Genomic DNA, 22,163 nt, shown 5'->3' with positions numbered 1-22,163 from the left:
CCGTAACGCCGGGCGCATCATGACTCACGTCATCATCACCGGCGGATCGAGCGGCATCGGCCTCGCCGTCGCACGGATCTACGTCCATCGCGGCTATTCCGTTTCGTTGATCGCACGTGGCGAGGCAGCGCTTGAAGCTGCGCGGACCGCACTCGGCAACGCGGGCGACGGACGCGTTCATATCGCCCCGGCGGATGTTGCGGATGCGGGTGCCGTCAGCAAGGCGATCCGGGCTTGCGAGGCTGCGGCCGGGCCATGCGACATCCTTATCTGTTCGGCCGGTATCGTCGAACCCTCCCGCTTCGAAGATCAGAACGAAGCCGATTTCGATCGCCAGATCGCCGTGAACCTCTCCGGCTCCGTATACGCCGTCCGCGCCGTCTATGCGCAGATGCAGGCGCGGGGAACGGGACGCATCATGCTGGTCTCTTCCGGCGCGGGGCTGATCGGCATACCCGGATACGCCGCCTACTGCGCATCGAAATTCGCGTTGCGCGGCTTCGCCGAGGCATTGCGCTCGGAAGGCCGGCCAAAAGGCGTCACCGTCTCCATCTGCTTCCCTCCCGATACGCAAACGCCGCAACTTGAGCGGGAGCGAACCGCACGCCCGGCGGAAGCCGAGGTCATCATGGGTCAGGTCAGGCCATGGAGCGCGGAGCGTGTTGCAAACCAGATGGTACGGGCCCTCGACCGAGGACGTTTCGAGGTCTATTTCGGGCTGACGCTCCTGGCGCTCGGCAGGTTCGCCCCGCTCGTCCGTCCGCTCATAGACTGGCACTTCGATCGCCGGATTCGCCGCGTACGCAAGGTTGCAGGACGATGACAATGCTTGTCACCCGGCGCGATTGTCTCTACAGCGAGGCTGGGTGCGCTAGAGATAACGCATCCGGGTTCATCGTCGCATTTTCTCGCTGCTGTACTGTTTGATCCTGAAATCGATTCCGATTCAGGGAATTATGCAGTAGAACTCGATCACGACGTGACGGCGCTCACGCCGCGGTATCAAAGGGTTTCGTTTGCCGTCGACATCGCTCCAGCTTCACGACCATCCCGTTTCGTTGATCGTCGTCTGCTTCATGCTCTCGTTCTTCGTGGCATGGTTCACCGACAGGTTCGCTTTGCCCGCGCGCGAACGCCGCCGCAACATGCCCCCCAACAGAACCTTGTGGCACGCGTTGCGCGACGGTATCGCCCGGATGCCCGTCGTCGGGATCATCTATGCGTTCTTCTTCGCCATCTCCTGGCGCCCGCTCTATGGTGCCGCCGGTTGCATGAGCTTTTTCATCATCTTCACCGCGATCTCGCGCGCCAAGTTCCGGTTCATCCGCGAGCCGCTGGTGTTTTCCGACATTGCGCTGGTCGCGGATGTCTTCAAGTACAAGTCGATCTTCTACGCGAACTCCCTGAATATCGTCTTCTGGATCGTCGCCTTTGGCTACGTCTTCGGCGTGTCCGGCCTCTATATGTATTTCGAGCCGAACGTGCTCCCCGACCACGCCGAGCCCTTCTATGTCGTGGTGATGGTCATCGCCGCCGCTCTGCCGTGGATCTCGCTGTTCTGGGGGCCGGTCAACACGCCGACGGCAGATCTCGTGCAGCGGCTGGTCGGCAAACCCGATGCCAAGGTCAGCACCGTCCGTTTCGGCACGTTCTCCTCCGTCGTGTTCCACTTCATCATCTGGCTCGGCGTTCGCCGGGAGAAGATCGTCAACGAGCTCTCCGGCGCCTTCTTCGCCGCCGTCAACGACCTCATCGGCCATGATGCGGAGAACAAGGCGCCGCTGGTCGTCGTCTGGCAGTCGGAGTCCTTCCTCGACATGCGCCATTACGGCGTCAACTCCATCCGCCTTCCAACCATCGACCGTTTGCAGAAGCTTTCCACCCAATGGGGGCGCATCGCGACGGTGTTCGAGGGGGGATATACGCTCCGCACCGAATTCGCCGTTCTGAGCGGGCTGCAGCCCGACGACATCCACGTGGATGCCAGCTACCCCTATCTCCGGGCGCGGCATTATACCGATGTGGTCTGGCCGACGAAGCTCAAGAAGGCGGGTTGGCGGACGCACTTCATCCACCCCTACGATCGGACGTTCTTTCTGCGTCACAAGGCAATGCCTCTGCTCGGCTTCGAGGAGATGACGATGCTGGATGCGTTCGATCACGATCCGGCCCGCGACGGGCCCTATGTTTCCGACGCCGCGCTCACGCGCAAGGTGATCGAGGCGGTGGACAAGCAGAGAGACGACAAGGGCAGCTTCATCTTCGTCGCCTCCATGGCCAATCACGGCCCGTGGGAGCCTGGGCGTGTTCCCGGCTACAGCGACCCGGTCAGCATCTATCTGGAGATCCTGCAGCAGTCGGACAGAGCGCTCGGGCAGCTGGTGGATCATCTCAACAAGCTCGACCGGCCCGTCTGGCTTGTCTTCTACGGCGACCATGCGCCGCTTTTGAAATCCTTCGCCGATCCCTTTCCGGACCCGCGCACCGACTACTTCATCACGCCGCTGGCATCGGCCCGCACTCTGCAGCAGGGGCCCGTATTTCCCCGCAACGAAGAGCCCTGGAACCTGCTGAAGGCGATGCTGAAGCATGCGAACCTTCACAAGGATGAGCTGGACTAGGCGGCAATGACGATGGACGCCACGTCTGCTTCCGGCACAGTGCAGCGGGTCTTTCTGTTTCTCGAGGGGCCGTCATCACACCTTTTCATGAAGATCGCAGACCGGCTGGAAGCAAAAGGGCATGCGTGCCTCCGCGTGAACCTGAATATCGGAGACCGGATCTTCTGGCGCCGGCACGGCGGATATTCTTTCCGTGGGCACTCTGAGGCTTGGGCGAGCTGGATCGGCGATTTTCTGACGCGCCACCGCGTGACCGATCTCGTCCTTCTCGGCGAGGAGCGCCCGTACCACCGGGTTGCCACGGAGGCAGCGAAGCAAAGATCAATCGATATCTACGTGATAGAGATGGGATACCTGCGACCGGACTGGCTGACGCTCGAGCGCGATGGCATGTCCACCAACTCGCATTTCCCGGATGATCCAGACCATATCCTGCGGGCCGCGCGGGACCTGCCCGAGCCCGACTGGACGCGCCGGTACGCCCAGACGTTTCTGGCAGAGGCGGCCTACGATCTCCTCTATAATCTGCCCAATGCCTTCCTGTGGTTTCTCTATCCGCATTATCGCCGCCACGCGCTCTATCATCCTCTGGTAGAGTATGGCGGCTGGATCCTGAGGCTCATCCGGGAGAAGAAGCGCCTGCGAGAGGCGCTGGCCACGATCTCGGCTCTCGCCCGAGGACATGGCCCTCTGTTCATCTTTCCGCTTCAACTCCAGACGGATTTCCAGCTTCGGGCGCATTCGCCCTACCACGATCAGCAGCAGGCGATCGATGAGGTTATGACCTCCTTTGCGCGTTTCGCCACACCCGACGCACGGCTCGTGGTAAAGATTCATCCGCTCGACAACGGCCTTGTCGATTGGGCCGGAACGGTCGAACGAAAGGCTGCGGCGCTCGAACTGGGTTCACGCGTCTCCTTTCTGGATGGCGGAGACCTCGCTGCCCTGATCGGCCTCAGCATGGGCATCGTCACCGTCAACTCCACCGTGGGGCTGCATGCCCTTCAACAGCGCAAGCCGGTGAAGGTGCTGGGTGTCGCGATGTTCGATATAGACAGGCTGACGGATCAACAGCCGCTCGACGCCTTTTGGCGTGCCCCGCGCCTGCCCGACGCGGATGTCTGCACGGCCTTCTTTCGGCTCGTCGCCGCCGCCATTCAGGTTCGGGGAAACTTCTACTCCAAAGCGGGGACGGACGCCGGCGCCGATGCCATCGCTGCGCGTCTTCATGCACGCGATGTCAACGAACCCGATGCGTTCATCGATCCGCCCCCGCGCAAGCGCCCTGTAAAGCGACCGCGATCTCAGGCTTAAGCGACGCCAGCGCGCAGCAGATCGTGAATGTGCAGGATGCCGACCGGCATTTCGGTTTCATCGACCAGAAAAAGCACCGTCACCTTGCTCGACTGCATGACCTGCATGGCGGCACTGGCGAGAAGCTGCGGCGAGATCACACGCGGCTTGACCGACATGATCGCCTCGACCGTCTGTTGCAGAAGACCGTCCGACATATGCCTGCGCAAGTCGCCATCGGTGATAACGCCAGCCAGCTTGCCGTCCGTATCGACCACACCGACCACGCCAAAGCCCTTGGAGGACATCTCGATCAGCGCCTGCCCCATCTGCGCGCCGAGCGGCAGGATAGGCATGGCGTCACCACGATGGGCGAGTTCGCCAACGAGGAGGAGTTGCGCGCCGAGCTTGCCGCCGGGATGGAAGGTCTTGAAATCCTCGGGCGAGAAGCCGCGACGTTCGAGAAGCGCGATCGCCAGCGCGTCACCGACAGCCAGTTGCAGCAGGGCGGAGGTGGTCGGCGCCAGCCCGTGCGGGCAGGCCTCGACGACCTTGGGAATGACGATCGGCACGGTGGAATGGCGGGCGAGGAGGCTGTCCTGGTTCGACGTCAACGAGATCACCGGCACCTTGAAGCGCTGGGCATAGGCCAGCATGTTGCCGAGCTCCACGGTTTCCCCCGACCAGGAAAGCAGGATGACCAAATCATCGGAGGTGATCATGCCGAGATCGCCGTGGCTCGCCTCCGTTGGATGCACGAAATAGGCAGATGTGCCCGTAGAAGCCATGGTCGCCGCGATCTTGCGGCCGATATGACCGCTCTTGCCGACACCCGAGACAACAACGCGACCGTTGCGATCGGCAATCAGCTTCACCGCATCGGCGAGATTGCGCGCGAAGACGGCATCATTGGCAAAGCTCGTGGCCAGCGCGTTCACGCCATCGACCGTGGTGGCCAGCGACCGTCCGATGGAGTCGAGAATGGCGCTGTCTCCGGTCAGGCTGTCCTTCGTCAAGCTGGCATCGATCGATCTAAGGCTCATTGTGTCTCTCCCGGCAATCTCAACGCGGGTTACTCCCTGCGCGGGGAAAGATCAACGCGTAAACCTGAACGTACCCAATGCGCCGCATCGCTGCACCTTGGGTACAGTCTCATGCGTGTGCGTCCGAAAGGCGCTCAGCTGACGCGCTTGACCACGGCATCATCCGGTAATGCGGGACGGTTCTTTTCCGGATTGGCGATGAAATCCTCGAGCGTCATCGAGTCGAGAATATCAGCCATGGCATCACGGACTGTGGTCATCGAGCGGCGGACTTCGCAGGTTTCGGGATCGTTGCAATCGTCGCAGACCTCGTAAGCCGTGCGGCTGGCACAGCGAATAGGCGCCAACGGACCATCCAGCGTGCGAACCACCTGTCCTATGCGGATCTGGGCAGCGGGGCGCGAGAGCGAGTAGCCGCCACCCGGTCCTTTCTTGGACTTCAGGAAGCCGGCGTTGCGCAACTCAAGAAGGATGGCGTCAAGAAACTTCTTCGGAATGTTGTTGCGGGTCGCGATTTCGGTGATGAACGCTGTTTCACCCGGGTCCAGATGCGCCAGATCAACCAGCGCCTTCAATCCGTACTTACCCTTTTTCGTCAACATTCCGCTTGCTCGTTCTGAGAGGCCCTACGCCCGACAATTCAGGCGTGCTGCTACGCCACACTATCACGTTTGGCGCATTTCAGACATAGGCGGCATGTCTCATAGCGAGGTTTTTACCGGGAAAGCAGGACAATATGACCGTTGCCAGAGGCTGCTTCGATCAGGCTGCCAGTTGGCCGGGCCGAGCCCTGGCACCTGCGAGGTGTGCGACCACAGCATGGCGGGCGGCATCCGCGCTTGCGAAGCGCTGCGCATCAAGTTCCCAGACATGGTACTTCACGGCGACGAACTTGAGCGTCCCCGCATCGGGAACGACCACGCCGACGGCTTCGCCGTTGATCTCGATAACCTGCCGGTTGGCAGCCGCATTTGCGTTGTTGCTGTTCTTTTCCATAGTAAACGCTCCTTCCGCGCCAAAGGCGGGAGTGTCTGTCAGTTTCGCAAGTTCTGATGGTTTATGCCGGGATCACATTCGCGAAAGCGAACACATCCACCGGTCTCCCACTGCTTCACGACACAGGGAACGCGAGCCGCGGATGAAAGCGGTACGGTACATAACGAACATGCCTTCTCCTCTGGCTCGACCCGCACAATGCGGGCTTTCTGGAACAGTCCGCCGACCTTGGTCATCGCGGATGATCAGAAACTAGTGCAGTCTACATCGGAAGTCAATTACAAAATCTATCGAGACGCAATCTCATTCCAAAAATACTCTTATCAGCGCAATTTCCGATAGTCCCATTCCATATTTCGACATTATTCGAAAATTTATGCTGATTCGGAAGAGCGCCCACTGCCTGTTTCAAGTGATCCGAATCTAAGATCTTTCTCTCACGAAAAAAGGGCGGCCCGATGGGCCGCCCCGTGAAATTTTCATGACATCTTCGTGCCGGAAAACCGATGTGCTCAGCCCTTGACCGGCTCTCCCGGGACGCCGGCCGCGCGGGCCGTTTCCCGGTCCTTCCACCAGCGGCTCAGGAAGAGCAGGATCGGGCCGCCGATATAGATCGAGGACGTGGTTGCGACGATGACGCCGAAGATCATCGGCCAAGCGAAGCTCTTCACCGCATCGCCACCCCAGATGGCCATGGGGACCAGCGAGAAAGCCGTTGCCATGGATGTGAAGATGCATCGCGCAAGAACCTGATTGATCGACATGTCGATCAACTCGGCGAACGGCATCGACTTGTACTTGCGCAGGTTCTCTCGCATGCGGTCGTAGACCACGACCTTGTCGTTGACGGAGTAACCGATCATCGTCAGCACGGCGGCGATGGCCGTGAGGTTGAAATCGATGCCCGTCAGCGCGAAGAAGCCGATGGTCTTGGTGATGTCGAGCAGCAGAACCGCAATGGCCCCCACGGCAAAGTGCCATTCGAACCGCCACCAGATGTAGATCAGGATGGCGAGCATGGCGAGCGACACAGCCAGGAAGCCGGAGCGGGCGAGCTCGGCGCTGATCGTCGGGCCCACCACTTCGGTGCGCTCGAACGAAGCATCCGGGATGGTGCTGGCAACGGCGCCCTTGATGGCGTTCAGCGCGACCGTCTGCTCCTGTTCGCCGCCCGGCTGACGCTGGACACGGATGAGAACCGATGTGCCCTGCCCGAATTCCTGCAGCGCGACTTCGCCGAGGTTCAGGCCTTCGAGGTTTTCACGCAGCTTCGGCAGATCGAGCGTCGTCTTCGACGTGGTTTCCACCTGGATGCCGCCGACGAAATCGATGCCGTAATTCAGCCCCGGCGTGAAGAACAGGATGATGGAGCTGATGGAGAGGAAGGCCGACGTCGCGATGGCGATGTAGCGGCCGCGCATGAAGGAGAAGGACGGCAGATGCCGGACCTTGCCGAACAATGACGGAATGTCGAGCTTCTTCATCTTCCGGCGCACCACCACTTCCCGCATCATCAGGCGGACGACGGTGATGGAAGTGAACATGGAGATGACGATGCCGAGCATCATGGTCACGGCGAAGCCACGCACCGGGCCGGAGCCGAAGGCAAACAGCAGCACGGTGCCCGAGAGCGTCGTGACGTTGCTGTCGATGATGGTGGCGTAAGCCTTGTTGAAACCGATATCGAGCGCCTTCATGGCGCCAGCACCGGCTGCAGTTTCTTCCCGTATACGGGCGTTGATGAGGATGTTCGCATCCACCGCCATGCCGATGCCAAGGATGATACCGGCAATGCCGGGCAGCGTCAGCGTGGAGCCGAGCATGCCGAGAACGCCGATCGTGAGGATCGTGTGCAGCAGCAGGCCGATATTGGCAATCATGCCCCAGGACCCGTAGAGCACGACCATCAGCGCAACGACGAGGATGAAGCCGGCGACACCCGTATAGATGCCCATGCGGATGGAATCGGAGCCGAGGTTCGGGCCGACGGAGCGTTCCTCGATAATGGTGAGCGGAGCGGGAAGTGCGCCGGAGCGCAGGAGCGCCGAAAGGACGGTGGCTTCCTGTGCGGTGAAGTTGCCCGAGATCTGGCCCTGACCGCCGAGGATCGGCTCGCGGATGACAGGTGCCGTCAGCACCTTGCCGTCGAGCACGATAGCGAAGGGCTTGCCGACATTGTCGCGCGTGATTTCGGCGAACTGGCGTGCGCCCTGGGCGTCGAAGGAAAAGGAGACGATCGGCTCGTTGGTCTGCTGGTTGAAGCCGGCCTTGGCGTCGGCCAACCGCTCGCCCGAAATGGCGACGCGGGTCTCGACGGCATATTTCGCCGGGTCGTTGGCACCGACGAGGATATCGACGCCGCGCGGGGCAACGCCGTTCGGATCGACCGTCTGATCGACCATGTGGAAGCTCATCTGGGCGGTGGAGCCGAGAAGCTGGCGCAGGCGCGTGGGGTCCTGAAGACCCGGCAGCTGGACGAGAATGCGGTCCGATCCGACGCGCTGGATAAGAGGTTCGGCAACACCGACCTGGTCGACGCGGCGGCGAATGATCTCAAGGCTCTGGTCGACGGCAGCCGTCATGCGCTCGTCGAGGCCGGCCTGCGTCAGGCGAACCGTGATGGCGGCATCTGCGCTGGTGATGTCGATGTCGGATGCCGCCGTACCGAAACCGAGCGGGCTTGCCGGAGCGGCGAGCGCGTTGATTTTCGGCAGCACGCGTTCCCGTGCGGCCGCATCCGCAATCGTCACGACGATGGCGTCGCCTGCGATGCGGGCGGAGGAGACGGGCACGCGCTCGGTGCGAAGCACGCCGCGAATGTCATCGAGAAGCGTGTTCAGCCGGGCCTGCCGCAGACCGGCCGCATCGACTTCGAGCACGAGGTGGGAGCCGCCCTTGAGGTCGAGACCGAGGGTTACCGGCTTGACCGGGAGGTAGGCGGCATAACGCTGCTGCGTTTCCACCGAGAGAACGTTGGGAAGCGCCGCGATGATCCCGAAGAGGGTGATCGCGACATAGGCCAGAATGGCCCATTTCGATGTGCGCATGAAGGGTTTTCCAATATCGTCCGCCCTGAACCCCTGATGGGTTCGGCGGGTCGTGAAGGCAAAGGGGTGTGACGCGCGAGGCGCCGGCGCGTCAGCGGCCGATCAGCGCCCGAGCCGGTGGCGCGCGGGCTTCGGCGGCCTCCGTTACGCCGCCATCGAGACGATGGCTGCGGCCGGAACCCGCAGTAAACGTGACCGGATGAAGAAAGGTCGGCGGGCGCAAGACCGGCAGGAAGAACGGGTCGGGACCGCCGGGAACGGGCTTTGCATCGACGCGCTCCGCCGTAAAGCGGATATCGGCCGGCTGTGCCGCACGCAGGGCCTGACGGGAAAGGGCGGTATCGGCCGCGCGACCGTCCCGGTTCTCGCGGTCGGAAACATTGCCGGGCCTGAGAAAGGCACCTGTTCCCGAGGCGACAATCTGGGCAGATGCGACAAGCGGCATCGCAAGCACGGCGGCAAACAGCCACAGCAGCGCCAGAAGCCTGGTCGAGGCTCCCCACACTGCCCGGTGCCATTCCTGGCGGCGGCCTGTTCTGCCGATCCCGTCGTTCACGGGCCTGTCCTTCCCTGCGGTTCGCGTCCCTGCCATTCGGCCAAGGTCGCGTCCTCGCGCTCCGTCGATCCGGGCCTTACAACCATTCCCGGCAAGCAAAGTCAAATCACGCTCGGTCCATAGGCGTCACAGGGCCCGGTGGACGACATCAGCGATCTCAGCCGGCACTGCGAAAGACAGGACAAACAAACGAGCCCGGTCGGGCCGCCTTCGCATGGCACGCAGAGCGCATTTCCCTCAAACGTCTGAACCTTGCAGCCCGCCGCCTCCAGCGCGGCCTGCGTCTTCGGATAGCCTGATACCATCACCAGCTCGCCCGGTTTCAGGGCAAGAACCTGAAGACTAATTCCATTGCTCGCATGGAATTCATCGGCAGGGGCTTCGATGAGGCTGATGCCCCATTCCTGAAGGATCTGGTAGAGCGCCACGGGCAGAAGCGGCGCAAAGACGAGCGCCAGATCGCGCCTCAACGGACTGACGATCGAGGACAGGTGGAAACAGGCATCGTCACCGTTCCAGAGCGGCAGGTCGTAGCTCAGGACATCGACACCTTGCGCGGCGAGGATCGTCGCGAGTTGGGCAATGCCTTCGTCGTTCGTGCGCAAGCCGCGGCCGATGAGCAGCGTTTCCGCGTCCAGCCACACGACATCGCCACCCTCGACCGTGCCGAAACCGTCAATGCGACCGAGAATCGGAATATTCGCCTTCTTGCAGGCGGCTTCGTGCAGAGCAACCTCCTTGCGTCGCTCGGTCTTGCCCGGCCGCAAGAGCACCGCGCCATGCGGCGTCATCAAGAACGGATCCTGCGTGAACATCGCATCCGCGAGACCATCGCCCTTGTCCTCGATCCAGAGGATTTCGGCGCCGGACTGCTCCACGAGGTCTGCAAAGTCATTATACTGCCGGATGGCATTTTCAGCGTTGAACCCTGCGCCGTAGTGCCAGGTCGCGGCATCGGCGTCGATCAGGCTCTTTGTCGGGCGCCGCATGAGGACGCGCCTGAGGGGGGCCGACATATCCCGAACGCCGAATTCCGCCATCGTTTCTCCAGTCCGAACAAGGCACCCGACGGCGCGCCATGCGAATTCGAGTGCAACATCCGGGGCATCATAGGCAGGATATGGACGGCAGCAAGGCCCACGAAAAAGGCCGCAGGACGGGACGATCCTGCGGCTCAAAATCGGGACAGTCTATCAGACGACACCGCAAGCACGATGCCGATGGATCGACCATAGAGGATGCCCGTGAGCATCGGCTTAAGCGGTTGAGGACAATTTTACCGGTCATGGCATTTCTACCCATGACTTTTCGCTTTCCGGCAGCAGCTTCGCTCAAGACTGGGGCTTTATCTTTTGACACATGCCGGCGGGCATACGGCATCCAGCATGTCCGCACCCATGCGGATCCCCGATCCGCCCGCCGGCATTCCCACCCTCCTTATCTTCGAAGGCTCGCACGCGTGGTCAGCGGCGGGATCATTTTCTCCTTGCCCCGGTTCAAGTACCGGGCGACATGCGCTACTGCATTCGGGATCACATTGAGACGACGGCATCCGGCGCGACGGCGTTCCGGCGGATGGCGAGAAGGATGGCAGCGATGAAGACGGCGGCGGAATGCCAATCGATGGCGGATATCCGGACGGAGATCGACCGGCTCGACGAAGCCCTCATGCGGCTTCTGGCGGAGCGCTGGAGCTATATCGGCAGGGCGGCCGAGATCAAGACGAAGGCCGGCCTTCCCGCCGATATTCCGAGCCGCGTCGATGAAGTTCGTGCGAATGTGCGCCGGCATGCGGCCGATCTCGGCCTCGATCCGGCATTCTACGATGCGATCTGGTCGCAGTTGATCCGCCACAGTATCGTCCGGGAAGAGGAGATCCTTACGCCGAAGGACAGTGCGTCGAACGCCTGACCCGGCCGCTCTGTTACCAGACCTTCCAGGGCGGCAGGCCGTCCTTCCAGAGATGCTCGAGCCGAACGATATCCTGCAACGTATCGACCGGTTGCCAGAAGCCCTCATGCCGGTAGGCTCTGAGGTGGCCGGCCTCCGCTAGAGCCTGCAGGTCCGGCGCATGCTCGGGGAATCCAGCATCGGAGAACGTCTCCAGACATTCCGGCGACAGAACGAGAAACCCGCCATTGATGAACCCTCCTTCCGGGCGGTGCGAGAGCCCGGTAACCTCGGCGCCTTCGAGATACAGCGCACCGTATCGCGCCGGGGGATAGACGGCGGAGACCGTAGCGGGCTGACCGTGCGAACGGTGGAACGCGATGCTCGCTCCGATATCGATGCTGGCAAGGCTGTCCCCGTAGGAAAGGCAGAAAGCGTCTTCTCCCTCCAGATGGACGGCCAGACGCTTCAGTTTTTCATTGTCCGAAGCGGCGACACTCGTATCCACCACCGTGACCCGCCAGTCCTCCGGATCTGAGTCATGGATGTCGGTGCTCTTCTGCGATAGATCGAAGGTGACATCGGCAATACGCAGAGCGTAATTGGCGAAGAAGTCCTTGATTTCAGGCGCATTCGCGCCGCAACAGAGCACGAAGTCGCTGATGCCGTGCGCCGCATAGATCTTCATGATGTGCCAGACCAGCGGTCGCCCGCCGATCGTCACCATGGCCCTGCCGGTGTTCCCGGCACCGGGAAAGCGAAGGTTCGCCCCGTCCGCCAGGATCACCGCCTTCATCGCGGGCCTCCGGCGTCACAAGCGGTAGATACCGGACGCGGTACGACATCTCTCGTCAAACGCAACTCCTCCCGATCTTCCCTTTGGATCGTCGGAAGGTAGAGCAGGCCGCGTTATCGTCAAATATCAGAGCGCGGCGATATAGCTCGCGAGCCTGTCGGCTGCTGTGCGGATGTGGAGAGGATCGCGCAGGAAGCAGGCGCGCATAAAGCCCGCACCGCCGGCACCGAAGGCCGTACCGGGCGCAAGACCGACGAGCGTCCGATCGACGATGTCGAGCGCTGCCGCACGCACATCGGTGATGCCGTCGATCTTCAGGAAGGCGTAGATGGCGCCATCCGGGCGCAGCGTCTCCACGCGGTTCGTCGCGATCAGCGCGTCGCAAAGAATATCGCGCGACATCGTCGCCTTGACGACGTTCTGACGGGCGAACGCGTCGCCGTGATCGAGGGCCGCGCAGGCGCCGGCCTGTATGAAAGGCGCAACGCCCGAGGTGGAATACTGGATGAGGTTTTCGAGCGCCTGGCCGATCTCTGCCGGTGCGACGATCCACCCTGTCCGCCAGCCGGTCATCGACCAGTTCTTGGAGAAGGAATTGACGAAGATGATCCGGTCCTCGTCGTCCATCACGTCCAGGAAGGACGGCGAGCGGGCATCGGCGTAGAAGTAGAGCGCGTAGATTTCATCGGCGATGATCCACAGCCCGTGACGTCGGGCCAGATCGAGAAGGGCGACCAGATCCGACTGCGTCGCCGTCCAGCCGGTCGGGTTCGATGGCGTATTGACGAAGATCGCCTTGGTGCGCGGAGTGACAGCCGCCTCGATCCGTCCAAGGTCCAGCTGCCATTTGCCATCCGTAAACGACAGCGGCACGCCGACGGCGCGGGCCCCCGACAGTTCGGCGGACGCGGCAAAGTTCGGCCAGGCCGGGGTGAGATAGAGAAGCTCGTCTCCCGGCGATGCCACGGCCTCGACCGAAAGCTTGATCGACTGCATGCCCGAACCGGTGACGAAGACATTGTCCATGCCGAGCGTCTTGTTGAAATGCCGGTCATAATAGCGCACGATCGCCTGACGAAGCTGCGGAATGCCGCGTTGCCAGGTGTAGAAAGTCTCCCCCGCCGTCAGCGATTCCCGCGCTGCCTGAGAGATGAAGTCAGGGGTCGGCAGATCGCCTTCGCCCACCCAGAGCGGAATGAGCCCTTCGCGACCGCGCGCGTAGTTCACGACCTCCACGATGCCGCTTTGCGGCGCAGCGAGCGCCCGGGCGCTGAGGCCGGGTACGGCAGGATCGGAAGACTGGGGAAGCGACGAGGACGAAGATGACGACATGGCTGGCTGCGGTCCGGTTGACGACGACCCAGACGTCCTAGACCCTTTCGACCGGACGATCACGCGATATTCGCTGGCGTCCGATCGATTTTCGTGATGATTCGCGTCAGACGCGCGGTGTGCGCAGCAGATCGCGGATTTCCGTCAGCAGCTGAACGTCTGCCGGCGGCGGAGCCTGTTCTTCCTTGCCCTCGCGCTTGTCGCGTTCGACGGACGCCCGCAGCTTGTTCACGCCCTTGATCATCATGAAGATGATCCAGGCCAGGATGAGGAAATTGATGAAGACGGTGATGAAATTGCCATAGGCGAAGATGGCGCCCTGCTCGCGCGCCTGCGCCAGCGTCGTCGCCGTCACATTGCCGCTGAGAACGAGGAAGTAGTTGGAGAAATCGAAGCCGCCGCCCGTCAGTGCGCCGACGATCGGCATCACGAGGTCGTTGACGACGCTGTCGACGATTTTGCTGAAGGCTGCGCCGATGATGACACCGACGGCCAGATCCATCACGTTGCCGCGGGCGATAAATTGCTTGAACTCGTTCAACATCCCAACTCTCCTTTGACGTGCACCGGATGCACCGGACCCCGATGTTCAACCTATCGTCTTGCGGGAGAAAGGAAAGCCGCAATGGCACGCTTTCCTTATCTCCAGCTTTCCATCCAGCTCGAAGCCTTTCCGTCCCGCGCGAATCTTCGACTTAAGACGAAAGCCAAGGCAATTCTCTTGAGCGCACCTTTGGCCTATGCTCGCCATGAGGAACGCAGCGGAGGGAGGAACCCATGCTATCCGGCACGGTCGTCTTCGCGGCCGCTTTCACCTATCTCCTGCTGCTTTTTGCCGTTGCCACTTATGGAGACCGGAAGGCGCGCAAGGCGGCGTCCGGTGGCCTTGCCCCTCATGGGCGCCCCCTCGTCTACGCGTTCAGTCTGGCGATCTACTGCACCAGCTGGACCTATTTCGGCGGTATCGGCCTTGCGGCAGAGCGGGGGCTGGAATTTACCGGCATCTATATCGGCCCGATCCTGATGTTCACGGTAGGGCTGCCCATCATCCGCCGCATCACCACGCTGGCCAAGTCGCAGAAGCTGACGTCGGTCGCTGATTTCATCGCGGCGCGTTACGGCAAGAACCCGACGGTTGCCGGCATTGTCGCGCTTATCTCGCTGGTCGGCGCCATCCCCTATATCGCCCTGCAACTGAAGGCCGTTTCGAGCTCGATGGCGGTTCTGGTCGATACGCGGCCCTACGGGCTCGACAACGGAACGGCCTTCATCGATCTGCCGCTGCTCGTCACGCTGTTCCTTGCCTGCTTCGCCATCGTCTTCGGCACGCGCCATACGGATGCGACGGAGCATCAGGACGGGCTGATCCTCGCTATCGCCATGGAATCCGTCGTCAAGCTCGTGGCGCTGGTCACCGTCGGGCTCTACGTCGTCTTTTTCCTGTTCGACGGCCCGGCCGACCTGCTGGCCCGCGCGCGGGAAAACAGTGCCGTCATGGACGCCCTGACCTACCGGACGCCGATGGCGCGATGGATCGTGCTGACCGTTCTCTCGGCCATCGCCATCATCATGCTGCCGCGGCAGTTTCATGTGACGGTGGTGGAGAACCGGACGCCGCGCGAGCTGCGAATGGCAGGCATTCTCTTTCCGCTCTACCTCGTCGGCATCAATCTCTTCGTGCTGCCGGTCGCCATCGCAGGCATTCTGACATTTCAGGGGAACGGCGTCGCCGACCTCTATCTGCTGACGCTGCCGCTGTCGCACGATCTGCCGGCTCTCACGCTCGTCGCCTTTATCGGTGGCTTTTCGGCGGCCACCGCCATGGTCATCGTCGCCTCCGTCGCACTGTCCATCATGCTGTCGAACGACATCGTCATGCCGATCTTTCTGCGGCGCAACCTGACCGGGCGCGGGCGCTCGAAAGATGTCGGTGCCACGCTTCTCAACGTTCGCCGGATGGCGATCTTCGCGGTGCTGTTGCTCGGCTACGGCTATTACCGCGCAGCCGATATGACCGCCGGCCTCGCCTCGCTGGGCCTTCTGTCCTTTGCGGCCATCGCCCAGATGGCGCCGGCCATGTTCGGCGGGCTGGTCTGGCGGCAGGCCAATGCGCGCGGCGCCATTGCCGGCATGACCATCGGTTTCTTCGTGTGGGCCTATCTGCTCTTCCTGCCGAGCCTTGGCGGTCCCGACAATTCGCAGGTCGCAGCCACCATTCTCGGCTTCCTGTTTCCCTTCGGCGATCTTTTCACCGCCGAGACTGCCGATCCGCTGGTCAACGCGACGGCTCTCAGCCTTCTCTTCAACGCCGTGGCATACGTCGTCTTCTCGCTGTCACGCGCACCAAAGCCGCTGGAGCGGTTGCAGGCCGGGCTTTTCATCAGCCGGGCTTCCCGTGCGGAACGGGCATTCCGCGGACGCAAGACCAAGATCACCGTGCTCGACCTGAAAAGCACGATCGCGCGCTATCTCGGCGAGGAGCGGATGCAGCGGTCGTTCGAGACCTATGCGAAGAAGAGCGGCCGGCGGCTTGAGGACGGGCAGCCGGCCGACATGGCGCTCATTCATTTTTCCGAGCAGATCCTCGGCAGCGCCATCGGCTCGTCCTCGGCCCGGCTCGTGCTGTCCTTGGTTCTGCAACGGCTGGACGATACCTCCCCGGATACAGCCATCCTGCTCGATCAGGCCAGCGAGGCGCTGCAATACAATCAGGATATGTTGCAGACGGCGCTCTCGCAGATGGACCAGGGCATCGCCGTCTTCGACAGCTCCAGCCACCTGATCATCTGGAATCGACGCTTCCGGCAACTTCTCGACCTGCCGGAAGCCGCCGGCCAGGTCGGGTTTCCGCTGTCGGACATTGTGACGATCCTGACGCAGCGTGGCGACGGTGTTCGTGACGGCGAGCCCGCTTTGCTGACGAGCTTCCTGGCACTCGACAAGCCGTTTCAGCTAGTGCTGTCGGGTGGCGAACGGATCATCGAGGTGCGCAGCAATGCGATGCCGGACAAGGGGCTGGTGACGACCTATACCGACATCACCCAGCGGGTCGCGGCCGATATGGCGCTGTTGCAGGCCAACGAGACGCTGGAGGCTCGCGTCGCCGAGCGAACGGCGGAGCTGACGCGGGTGAACCGCGAGGTGGCGGAAGCGCGCGCCGCCGCCGAGGAGGCCAACAACGGAAAAACGCGCTTTTTTGCCGCCGCTGGCCACGACATCCTTCAGCCGCTGAATGCCGCCCGGCTTTATTCCTCATCGCTGGTAGAGCGCCTCGGCACCTCCGAAAATCGCCTTCTGGTCCAGAACATCGACTCGTCGCTGGAGTCGGTCGAGGCGATCCTCGGCGCCGTGCTCGATATTTCCCGGCTCGACACAGGCGCGATGAAGGCGCGGCTCCAGACCGTGCCGCTCGACGATTTCCTGCGGCGCATCGAGACGGATTTTGCGCCCGTGGCCAAGGCGAACGGGCTGACGCTCACCGTCATGCCGACCTCGCTCAGCGTTCGCACCGACCCGAACCTGCTTCGACGGCTGGTACAGAACCTCGTATCCAACGCCGTGAAATACACGCCGAGCGGTCGTGTGCTCGTGGGTGTGCGGCGGCGTGGGGCAGAGGCGATCATCGAGGTGATCGATTCCGGCATCGGCATTCCCGCGTCCAAATTCCGCACGGTGTTCAAGGAGTTCGCGCGACTGGAGGAAGGGGCTCGCACGGCATCCGGGCTTGGGCTCGGCCTGTCGATCGTGGACCGCATCTCGCGTGTCCTGCATCACGGTGTCGATCTGCAGTCGGTTCCCGGCAAGGGCACCCGTTTTCGGGTCACGCTGCCGATCGAGGCTGGCACGTTGCGGCAGGCGGGGGCGGTGACGGACATCGCACAGCCGGGCCATGCTGCGCCCATGAACGGGCTTGCCGTGCTCTGCATCGACAACGAGCCACGTATTCTCGAAGGCATGCGCAGCCTTCTGGAAAGCTGGGGCTGCCGCGTCATGACGACGGCGTCGGGCGTCGGGTGGCTTTCAGAGAATATGCAGGACATGCCGGACGCTGTCATCGCCGATTATCACCTCGACGATGGTACGGGGATCGACGCGATCCGCGACATCAGGGCCGCGTGCGGCCGCGAAATGCCGGCGCTCCTGATCACGGCGGACCGGTCGGTCGAGGTTCGCGCTGCGGCCGAGCGCGACGGGATCGCGCTTCAGAACAAGCCGGTGCGGCCGGCCGCGCTGCGGGCCTGGCTGACACGCTCCGCGACGACGTCGAAGGCGGCTGCGGAATGATCACGCGGCGACGGCGGTGACCTTGCCGAGCTGGATGACGGCCTGCGTCCGGCTGTCGACGTTGAGCTTCAACAGAATAGCCGAGACATGCGCCTTGATCGTCGCCTCGGATACGCCGAGTTCATAGGCGATCTGCTTGTTGAGAAGTCCTTCCGCCAGCATTGCGAGGACCCGCGACTGTTGCGGCGTCAGCGTGTTCAGCCGCTGGATGAGGTCTGCCACATCGGGCTCATGGCTCATGCCGCGCCGGAAACCGTCCGGCGTATAGAGATTGCCGGCAATGACCGTATCGATCGCGCGACGGATATCCTCGATACCGGCCGACTTCGACAGGAAGCCGCAGGCGCCGAGATCGATCGCGCGGGTGATGGTCGCGGGCTCGTCATGGGCGGAGACGATGAGGATCGGCAGCGAGGGAAACTCTGTGCGCAGGATCATCAGTCCGGAAAAGCCGCTGACGCCGGGCATGGTCAGGTCGAGCATCAGGATATCGGCATCGGGATGACGCGTGGCTGCTTCCCGCGCCGCACCGAAGTCGCCGGCCTCCACGATATCGGGCGCCCCCGGCATGGCCGCAAGCGCCTGACGCATCGCCCCGCGAAACAGCGGATGATCGTCTGCAACGATGATGGTCATTCCCACTGCCATGATGCTCCCTCCTTGAGCGACCGGCTAACGGGTCCTCCAACCCGCCAACGGCTTCATGCCTTTTCACCGGACGTCGTCCGGATCACGTCTTGCGGAGATCGCTCTCAGGCTCCGTTGTCGGCGGGGTTTTCTCCTCCCCCTGCCACTCGCGCCCGAAATCCCTGGCGATCCCCATGAAGCTGCGCATCATTCTATCCATAATGCCCATGGTCTGGTCAATCTCTTCCTTCGTCGGCAGCCGCGGCGCGAAGCCCGATGGCGTGTCCCTCACGGCTTTTTCCAGTGTTTCCACCCGCTTTTCGAGAAGATCGAGTTCCAGGTCATAGGCCGTGCGTTCGTCGGCTGCCATGCGGCAGACGAGATCGCCGGCCTTTTCCTGGCAGAGCGTCACCTCGCCCGTCTGCGTATCCAGCCGGGCGATACCGGTATCGGTCTTCTGCATACTGTAGCGGCCCGGCGCTGGCTCCTGCGCGAGGGCCGGTGCGGCGCCTGCCAGTAGCCCGGCGATGGCAAGGAGAGAGATGTGCGACGAGAGGCGAAGGTTCGGCATAGCGGCAAGTCTCCCTTGGGCGGTCTGCTGGTCGGGCGCGTGATGTGACACGCATGTTACACGAGTGGTGGACTTTTACGGCGCTTTGCGGCAAGTCCACGGCATCAAGGCCTATCCGGCTTGTCCGGCTCAGTCCCGCTCCTCTCCACGCAGTCTCGCTGACGGCGTTATGAAGGAACAGGACGGCCAGAGGGCAAGACCCGAAGCGTCCTGTCGCGCATGGCGGATCCATCGAACCCCGCGCGCGCAGAAACGCATCAGAGCGACGAGGAGCAAGGATCATGTCCGGCATCATCTACAAAATCGTCCCATCGTCCCTGTGGCGAAACGCGCAGGCAGCCGGAACGTTCGACGGCGCGCCGGTCGATCTTGCCGACGGCTTCATTCACTTCTCCACGGCGGATCAGGTTGAGGAAACCGCCCGGCGGCACTTTGCCGGGCAGGACGACCTGCTGCTGGTCGCGATCGATGGCGAAGCGCTGGGTGAGGCGCTCGTTTACGAGACCTCGCGAGGCGGCGCGCTGTTCCCCCACCTCTACGGCCCGCTTCCCCTGACCGCCGTAATCTCCGAGCAGCCCCTGCCGCTGTCGCCGGATGGGGCGCATGTTTTTCCGGAGCTTGCCGCATGAGGATCAATCTGGACGCGCTGGCGAGACGCGCGCTATTTCTCGCAGATCCGGAAACGGCGCACGGGCTCTCCATCAAGGCTCTGCGGTCCGGCCTCGTTCCCTCCCATGCGGCACCGGCCGATCCGCGGCTGCGCCAGTCGGTAGCCGGCATCAGCTTTCCCAACCCGGTCGGCATGGCCGCCGGCTACGACAAGAATGCAGAGGTGCCGGAAGCCCTGCTGCGCCTCGGCTTCGGTTTTACCGAGATCGGCACCGTGACGCCGCGCCCGCAGGCAGGCAACGACCGGCCGCGCATCTTCCGGCTTGTCCGAGACGAGGCCGTCATCAACCGGCTGGGCTTCAACAATGAGGGTCATGCCGCAGCGCTGGAGCGCCTGAAGGCCTGCCGGGCCGATCCGCTGATCGGCGTCAATATCGGCGCGAACAAGGACAGTACCGACCGGGTGAACGACTATGTGCTCGGCATTCGCTGCTTCGCATCGGTCGCCCGCTATTTCACCGCCAATATCTCCTCTCCCAACACGCCCGGCCTGCGCGATCTTCAGGCACGCGGCAGCCTTTCGGCCTTGCTGACGGCGGTGCTGGAGGCGCGAGATATCGAGGCCGCCAAGCTGAAGCGCAAGTTGCCGGTGTTCCTGAAGATCGCGCCGGACCTGAGCGACGAGGGTCTGGACGATATCGCCGCAGAAGCACTTGCCCATCCGCTCGACGGGCTGATCGTGTCCAACACGACGCTCTCGCGTACCGGCCTGAGCGATGCGGCCCAAGCGGCGGAGGCCGGTGGTCTGTCCGGCAAGCCGCTCTTCGACCCGTCGACCGTTGTGCTTGCGAAAATGCGCCAGCGCGTTGGCCCCAACCTGCCGATCATCGGCGTCGGCGGCATCCACTCGGCAGAGACGGCCGCGGAGAAGATCCGCGCGGGCGCCGATCTCATCCAGCTTTATTCCGGTATGATCTACGAAGGGCCCGCCCTGCCCGGCCGCATCGTACGCGGCCTGTCGCGCATCTGCGACCGGGAGGGACTGGCGTCTATCCGAGATCTCCGAGATTCGCGAACGGATTACTGGGCCGCAAAGGTCTGAGCCGATCGCCGGGGCACGCGCGATAGCAGCAAGAGGCCCCGGCAGAGCAGGAACAGGTTCAGCGCCGCCCAGAGCCCGTGATTGCCGAAGAACGGCACGAAGGCACAGAGCGCCGCGATATAGATCGCGAAGGCCGCCAGCATCATGTTGCGCATATCGCGCGACCACGTCGCGCCGATGAAGACACCGTCCATGAGGAAAGCCAGCGCCCCCGTGATCGCAGTCAGCGCCGCCCAGGGCGTATAGTCATAGGCGACGGCGCGCACATCCGGGGCCGTGGTTAGGAGATCCACAAGGTCATTTCCAAAGAGGAAGAAGCCGAGCGTGGTCAGCGCGGCGAGCCCGAAAGACCAGAGTGCCGTCATCTTCAGCGCGCGCTCGAAGGCCGGGCGATACGCCGCGCCGATGGCACGGCCGATCAGTTGCTCGGCTGCATTGGCAAGGCCGTCGAGGTAGTAGCCGGCCACAAGGAAGATGGTCATCAGCACGGCATTCGCCGCGAGCGTCACCGGGCCGAAGGCCGTGCCGACCCGTGTCATCACCAGGAAAACCGCAAGCAGCACGAAGGACCGGATCATGATATCGCGGTTGAGCGCGAAGAGGCGTGTCAATCCAGCGCGCTCCGCAATCTCGCGCCATGTGGGTCGCGCCGTCGGGTCGAAGCGAGAGACGACGAGCGCGAAGCCGACGATAGCGCCGACCATCTCGCCGGTGAGCGTGGCAATGGCGACGCCCGCCACGCCCCAGCCGACGTAAAGCCCCAGCGTGATCGACAGAACGATGTTGACGCCGTTGATCAGCGTTTGCAGGAGGAGGCCGAGGGTCGCCTGCCCGCGCCCGAGCACGTAACCGAGGATGGCATAGTTTGCGAGGGACGCGGGAGCCGCAAGAATGCGCCAGAGGAAATAGGTGCGGGTGACGTCGGCCACCGCCTCGCCGGGATCGAGCAGCATCAGTCCTGCCCAGAGGAGGAGCGGCGACAGAACAATGGTCGCGACGCCGGCCGTCAGCGCGATGATCATCGACCGCCAGAACACCGTCTGCTCCTCGCGTCGATTGCCGCGACCATAGGCCTGCGCCACGAGCCCGGTCGTTGCCGAACGCAGGAAGTTGAAGGTGACGAAGATGAGGTCGAAGACGACGGCCCCGACGGCAAGGCCGGCAAGAAGGGTGGCATCCCCAAGCCGCCCGACCACGGCGGTATCGACAAGGCCGAGAAGCGGTGTCGTGAGAAAGCCGAGCGTCATCGGCACGGCGATGGAGAGAATGAGCCGATTGGTGACATGAAAGGCGCCCGCACCTTCCGCGTTAAGGCCGCTCGCGTCGCGATCGATGCTTCCTGCCTGCATGGTGTCGTCTCCCGACGTCATGCCGTTGCGTTTCCCCGCAGCTACGT

19 protein-coding genes are annotated in these 22,163 nt (G+C 62.9%); 7 read left to right on the top strand and 12 right to left on the bottom strand.

The window, feature by feature from the left end; all coding sequences use genetic code 11:
* Window positions 1-19 precede the first annotated feature (19 nt).
* The 3 genes from BSG19_RS07815 to BSG19_RS07805 all read left to right on the top strand — a co-directional run bounded on the left by BSG19_RS07815 (window position 20) and on the right by BSG19_RS07805 (window position 3,935).
* Complete coding sequence (locus BSG19_RS07815; RefSeq protein WP_092986515.1) at window positions 20-823, top strand: SDR family oxidoreductase; 804 nt, start codon at window positions 20-22, stop codon at window positions 821-823.
* A gap of 253 nt (window positions 824-1,076) precedes the next feature.
* On the top strand, window positions 1,077-2,621 hold the full coding sequence (locus BSG19_RS07810) for an LTA synthase family protein (RefSeq protein WP_092987321.1): 1,545 nt from the start codon (window positions 1,077-1,079) through the stop codon (window positions 2,619-2,621).
* A gap of 12 nt (window positions 2,622-2,633) precedes the next feature.
* The gene (locus tag BSG19_RS07805) at window positions 2,634-3,935 is read left to right on the top strand and encodes a capsule biosynthesis protein (protein WP_092987320.1); all 1,302 of its coding nucleotides are present in this window, start codon (window positions 2,634-2,636) and stop codon (window positions 3,933-3,935) included.
* Here the strand turns inward: BSG19_RS07805 and BSG19_RS07800 are convergent.
* The 6 genes from BSG19_RS07800 to BSG19_RS07775 form a co-directional block, all read right to left on the bottom strand.
* Window positions 3,932-4,957 (bottom strand): KpsF/GutQ family sugar-phosphate isomerase, encoded by a 1,026-nt coding sequence (locus tag BSG19_RS07800; protein WP_092986513.1) that lies wholly within the window; start codon window positions 4,955-4,957, stop codon window positions 3,932-3,934. The two genes, BSG19_RS07805 and BSG19_RS07800, sit on opposite strands and share 4 nt — an antisense overlap.
* Before the next feature lie 134 nt (window positions 4,958-5,091).
* Window positions 5,092-5,559, bottom strand: a complete 468-nt coding sequence (locus BSG19_RS07795) for an RrF2 family transcriptional regulator (protein ID WP_092986511.1) — start codon at window positions 5,557-5,559, stop codon at window positions 5,092-5,094.
* Window positions 5,560-5,719: 160 nt separating this feature from the next.
* Entirely contained in the window at window positions 5,720-5,953 is a 234-nt protein-coding gene (locus BSG19_RS07790) for a hypothetical protein (protein WP_092986509.1), read from the bottom strand.
* 512 nt (window positions 5,954-6,465) lie between these two features.
* The gene (secD, locus tag BSG19_RS07785) at window positions 6,466-9,000 is read right to left on the bottom strand and encodes a protein translocase subunit SecD (protein WP_092986507.1); all 2,535 of its coding nucleotides are present in this window, start codon (window positions 8,998-9,000) and stop codon (window positions 6,466-6,468) included.
* Window positions 9,001-9,091: 91 nt separating this feature from the next.
* Window positions 9,092-9,556: a hypothetical protein gene (locus BSG19_RS07780; protein ID WP_092986505.1), complete on the bottom strand. Its 465-nt coding sequence runs from the start codon at window positions 9,554-9,556 to the stop codon at window positions 9,092-9,094.
* A gap of 101 nt (window positions 9,557-9,657) precedes the next feature.
* Window positions 9,658-10,596, bottom strand: coding sequence for a dimethylarginine dimethylaminohydrolase family protein (locus BSG19_RS07775; RefSeq protein WP_092986503.1), 939 nt, complete (start codon window positions 10,594-10,596; stop codon window positions 9,658-9,660).
* A gap of 547 nt (window positions 10,597-11,143) precedes the next feature.
* Between BSG19_RS07775 and BSG19_RS07770 the strand changes: the two genes are divergently transcribed.
* Complete coding sequence (locus BSG19_RS07770; RefSeq protein WP_244529137.1) at window positions 11,144-11,467, top strand: chorismate mutase; 324 nt, start codon at window positions 11,144-11,146, stop codon at window positions 11,465-11,467.
* A gap of 13 nt (window positions 11,468-11,480) precedes the next feature.
* On the opposite strand, the gene BSG19_RS07765 is transcribed toward BSG19_RS07770, so the two are convergent.
* The 3 genes from BSG19_RS07765 to mscL form a co-directional block, all read right to left on the bottom strand.
* Window positions 11,481-12,242, bottom strand: coding sequence for a glycosyltransferase family protein (locus tag BSG19_RS07765; protein WP_092986499.1), 762 nt, complete (start codon window positions 12,240-12,242; stop codon window positions 11,481-11,483).
* 126 nt (window positions 12,243-12,368) lie between these two features.
* Entirely contained in the window at window positions 12,369-13,574 is a 1,206-nt protein-coding gene (locus BSG19_RS07760) for a pyridoxal phosphate-dependent aminotransferase (protein WP_092986497.1), read from the bottom strand.
* 106 nt (window positions 13,575-13,680) lie between these two features.
* Complete coding sequence (gene mscL, locus BSG19_RS07755; protein ID WP_092986495.1) at window positions 13,681-14,118, bottom strand: large conductance mechanosensitive channel protein MscL; 438 nt, start codon at window positions 14,116-14,118, stop codon at window positions 13,681-13,683.
* A gap of 233 nt (window positions 14,119-14,351) precedes the next feature.
* On the opposite strand from mscL, the gene BSG19_RS07750 reads away from it, so the two are divergent.
* The gene (locus BSG19_RS07750) at window positions 14,352-17,858 is read left to right on the top strand and encodes a PAS domain-containing hybrid sensor histidine kinase/response regulator (protein WP_092986493.1); all 3,507 of its coding nucleotides are present in this window, start codon (window positions 14,352-14,354) and stop codon (window positions 17,856-17,858) included.
* On the opposite strand, the gene BSG19_RS07745 is transcribed toward BSG19_RS07750, so the two are convergent.
* Both BSG19_RS07745 and BSG19_RS07740 read right to left on the bottom strand, forming a co-directional pair.
* Window positions 17,859-18,506 carry a response regulator transcription factor gene (locus BSG19_RS07745; protein WP_092986491.1) on the bottom strand — a complete coding sequence of 216 codons (648 nt, stop codon included), beginning with the start codon at window positions 18,504-18,506 and terminating at the stop codon, window positions 17,859-17,861.
* Window positions 18,507-18,588: 82 nt separating this feature from the next.
* A complete protein-coding gene (locus BSG19_RS07740) occupies window positions 18,589-19,056 on the bottom strand; it encodes a hypothetical protein (RefSeq protein WP_244529136.1) in 468 nt (155 codons plus the stop codon).
* Window positions 19,057-19,334: 278 nt separating this feature from the next.
* Here BSG19_RS07740 and BSG19_RS07735 point away from each other — a divergent pair, with 278 nt between their 5' ends.
* A complete protein-coding gene (locus BSG19_RS07735; RefSeq protein WP_092986489.1) occupies window positions 19,335-19,685 on the top strand; it encodes a DUF952 domain-containing protein in 351 nt (116 codons plus the stop codon).
* The gene (locus BSG19_RS07730) at window positions 19,682-20,767 is read left to right on the top strand and encodes a quinone-dependent dihydroorotate dehydrogenase (RefSeq protein WP_092986487.1); all 1,086 of its coding nucleotides are present in this window, start codon (window positions 19,682-19,684) and stop codon (window positions 20,765-20,767) included. The genes BSG19_RS07735 and BSG19_RS07730 overlap by 4 nt, the downstream gene beginning before the upstream one ends.
* On the opposite strand, the gene BSG19_RS07725 is transcribed toward BSG19_RS07730, so the two are convergent.
* Window positions 20,746-22,116: an MATE family efflux transporter gene (locus tag BSG19_RS07725; RefSeq protein ID WP_092987318.1), complete on the bottom strand. Its 1,371-nt coding sequence runs from the start codon at window positions 22,114-22,116 to the stop codon at window positions 20,746-20,748. The two genes, BSG19_RS07730 and BSG19_RS07725, sit on opposite strands and share 22 nt — an antisense overlap.
* Between the last annotated feature and the right edge of the window lie 47 nt (window positions 22,117-22,163).

Origin of the sequence: Rhizobium sp. NFR03, from assembly GCF_900111275.1 — a bacterium.
Lineage (GTDB): Bacteria > Pseudomonadota > Alphaproteobacteria > Rhizobiales > Rhizobiaceae > Ferranicluibacter.
The sequence above is the reverse complement of the archived record's forward strand: the minus strand, read 5'-3'. Positions and strand labels throughout refer to the sequence as shown.

Coding starts and splice junctions, on each gene's coding strand:
- BSG19_RS07805 (WP_092987320.1), top strand. CDS start 2,634: ATGGACGCCACGTCTGCTTCCGGCACAGTGCAGCGGGTCTTTCTGTTT.
- secD (WP_092986507.1), bottom strand. CDS start 9,000: ATGCGCACATCGAAATGGGCCATTCTGGCCTATGTCGCGATCACCCTC.
- BSG19_RS07790 (WP_092986509.1), bottom strand. CDS start 5,953: ATGGAAAAGAACAGCAACAACGCAAATGCGGCTGCCAACCGGCAGGTT.
- BSG19_RS07765 (WP_092986499.1), bottom strand. CDS start 12,242: ATGAAGGCGGTGATCCTGGCGGACGGGGCGAACCTTCGCTTTCCCGGT.
- BSG19_RS07770 (WP_244529137.1), top strand. CDS start 11,144: ATGGCAGCGATGAAGACGGCGGCGGAATGCCAATCGATGGCGGATATC.
- mscL (WP_092986495.1), bottom strand. CDS start 14,118: ATGTTGAACGAGTTCAAGCAATTTATCGCCCGCGGCAACGTGATGGAT.
- BSG19_RS07775 (WP_092986503.1), bottom strand. CDS start 10,596: ATGGCGGAATTCGGCGTTCGGGATATGTCGGCCCCCCTCAGGCGCGTC.
- BSG19_RS07760 (WP_092986497.1), bottom strand. CDS start 13,574: ATGTCGTCATCTTCGTCCTCGTCGCTTCCCCAGTCTTCCGATCCTGCC.
- BSG19_RS07745 (WP_092986491.1), bottom strand. CDS start 18,506: ATGGCAGTGGGAATGACCATCATCGTTGCAGACGATCATCCGCTGTTT.
- BSG19_RS07795 (WP_092986511.1), bottom strand. CDS start 5,559: ATGTTGACGAAAAAGGGTAAGTACGGATTGAAGGCGCTGGTTGATCTG.
- BSG19_RS07750 (WP_092986493.1), top strand. CDS start 14,352: ATGCTATCCGGCACGGTCGTCTTCGCGGCCGCTTTCACCTATCTCCTG.
- BSG19_RS07800 (WP_092986513.1), bottom strand. CDS start 4,957: ATGAGCCTTAGATCGATCGATGCCAGCTTGACGAAGGACAGCCTGACC.
- BSG19_RS07725 (WP_092987318.1), bottom strand. CDS start 22,116: ATGCAGGCAGGAAGCATCGATCGCGACGCGAGCGGCCTTAACGCGGAA.
- BSG19_RS07810 (WP_092987321.1), top strand. CDS start 1,077: ATGCTCTCGTTCTTCGTGGCATGGTTCACCGACAGGTTCGCTTTGCCC.
- BSG19_RS07815 (WP_092986515.1), top strand. CDS start 20: ATGACTCACGTCATCATCACCGGCGGATCGAGCGGCATCGGCCTCGCC.
- BSG19_RS07730 (WP_092986487.1), top strand. CDS start 19,682: ATGAGGATCAATCTGGACGCGCTGGCGAGACGCGCGCTATTTCTCGCA.
- BSG19_RS07740 (WP_244529136.1), bottom strand. CDS start 19,056: ATGCCGAACCTTCGCCTCTCGTCGCACATCTCTCTCCTTGCCATCGCC.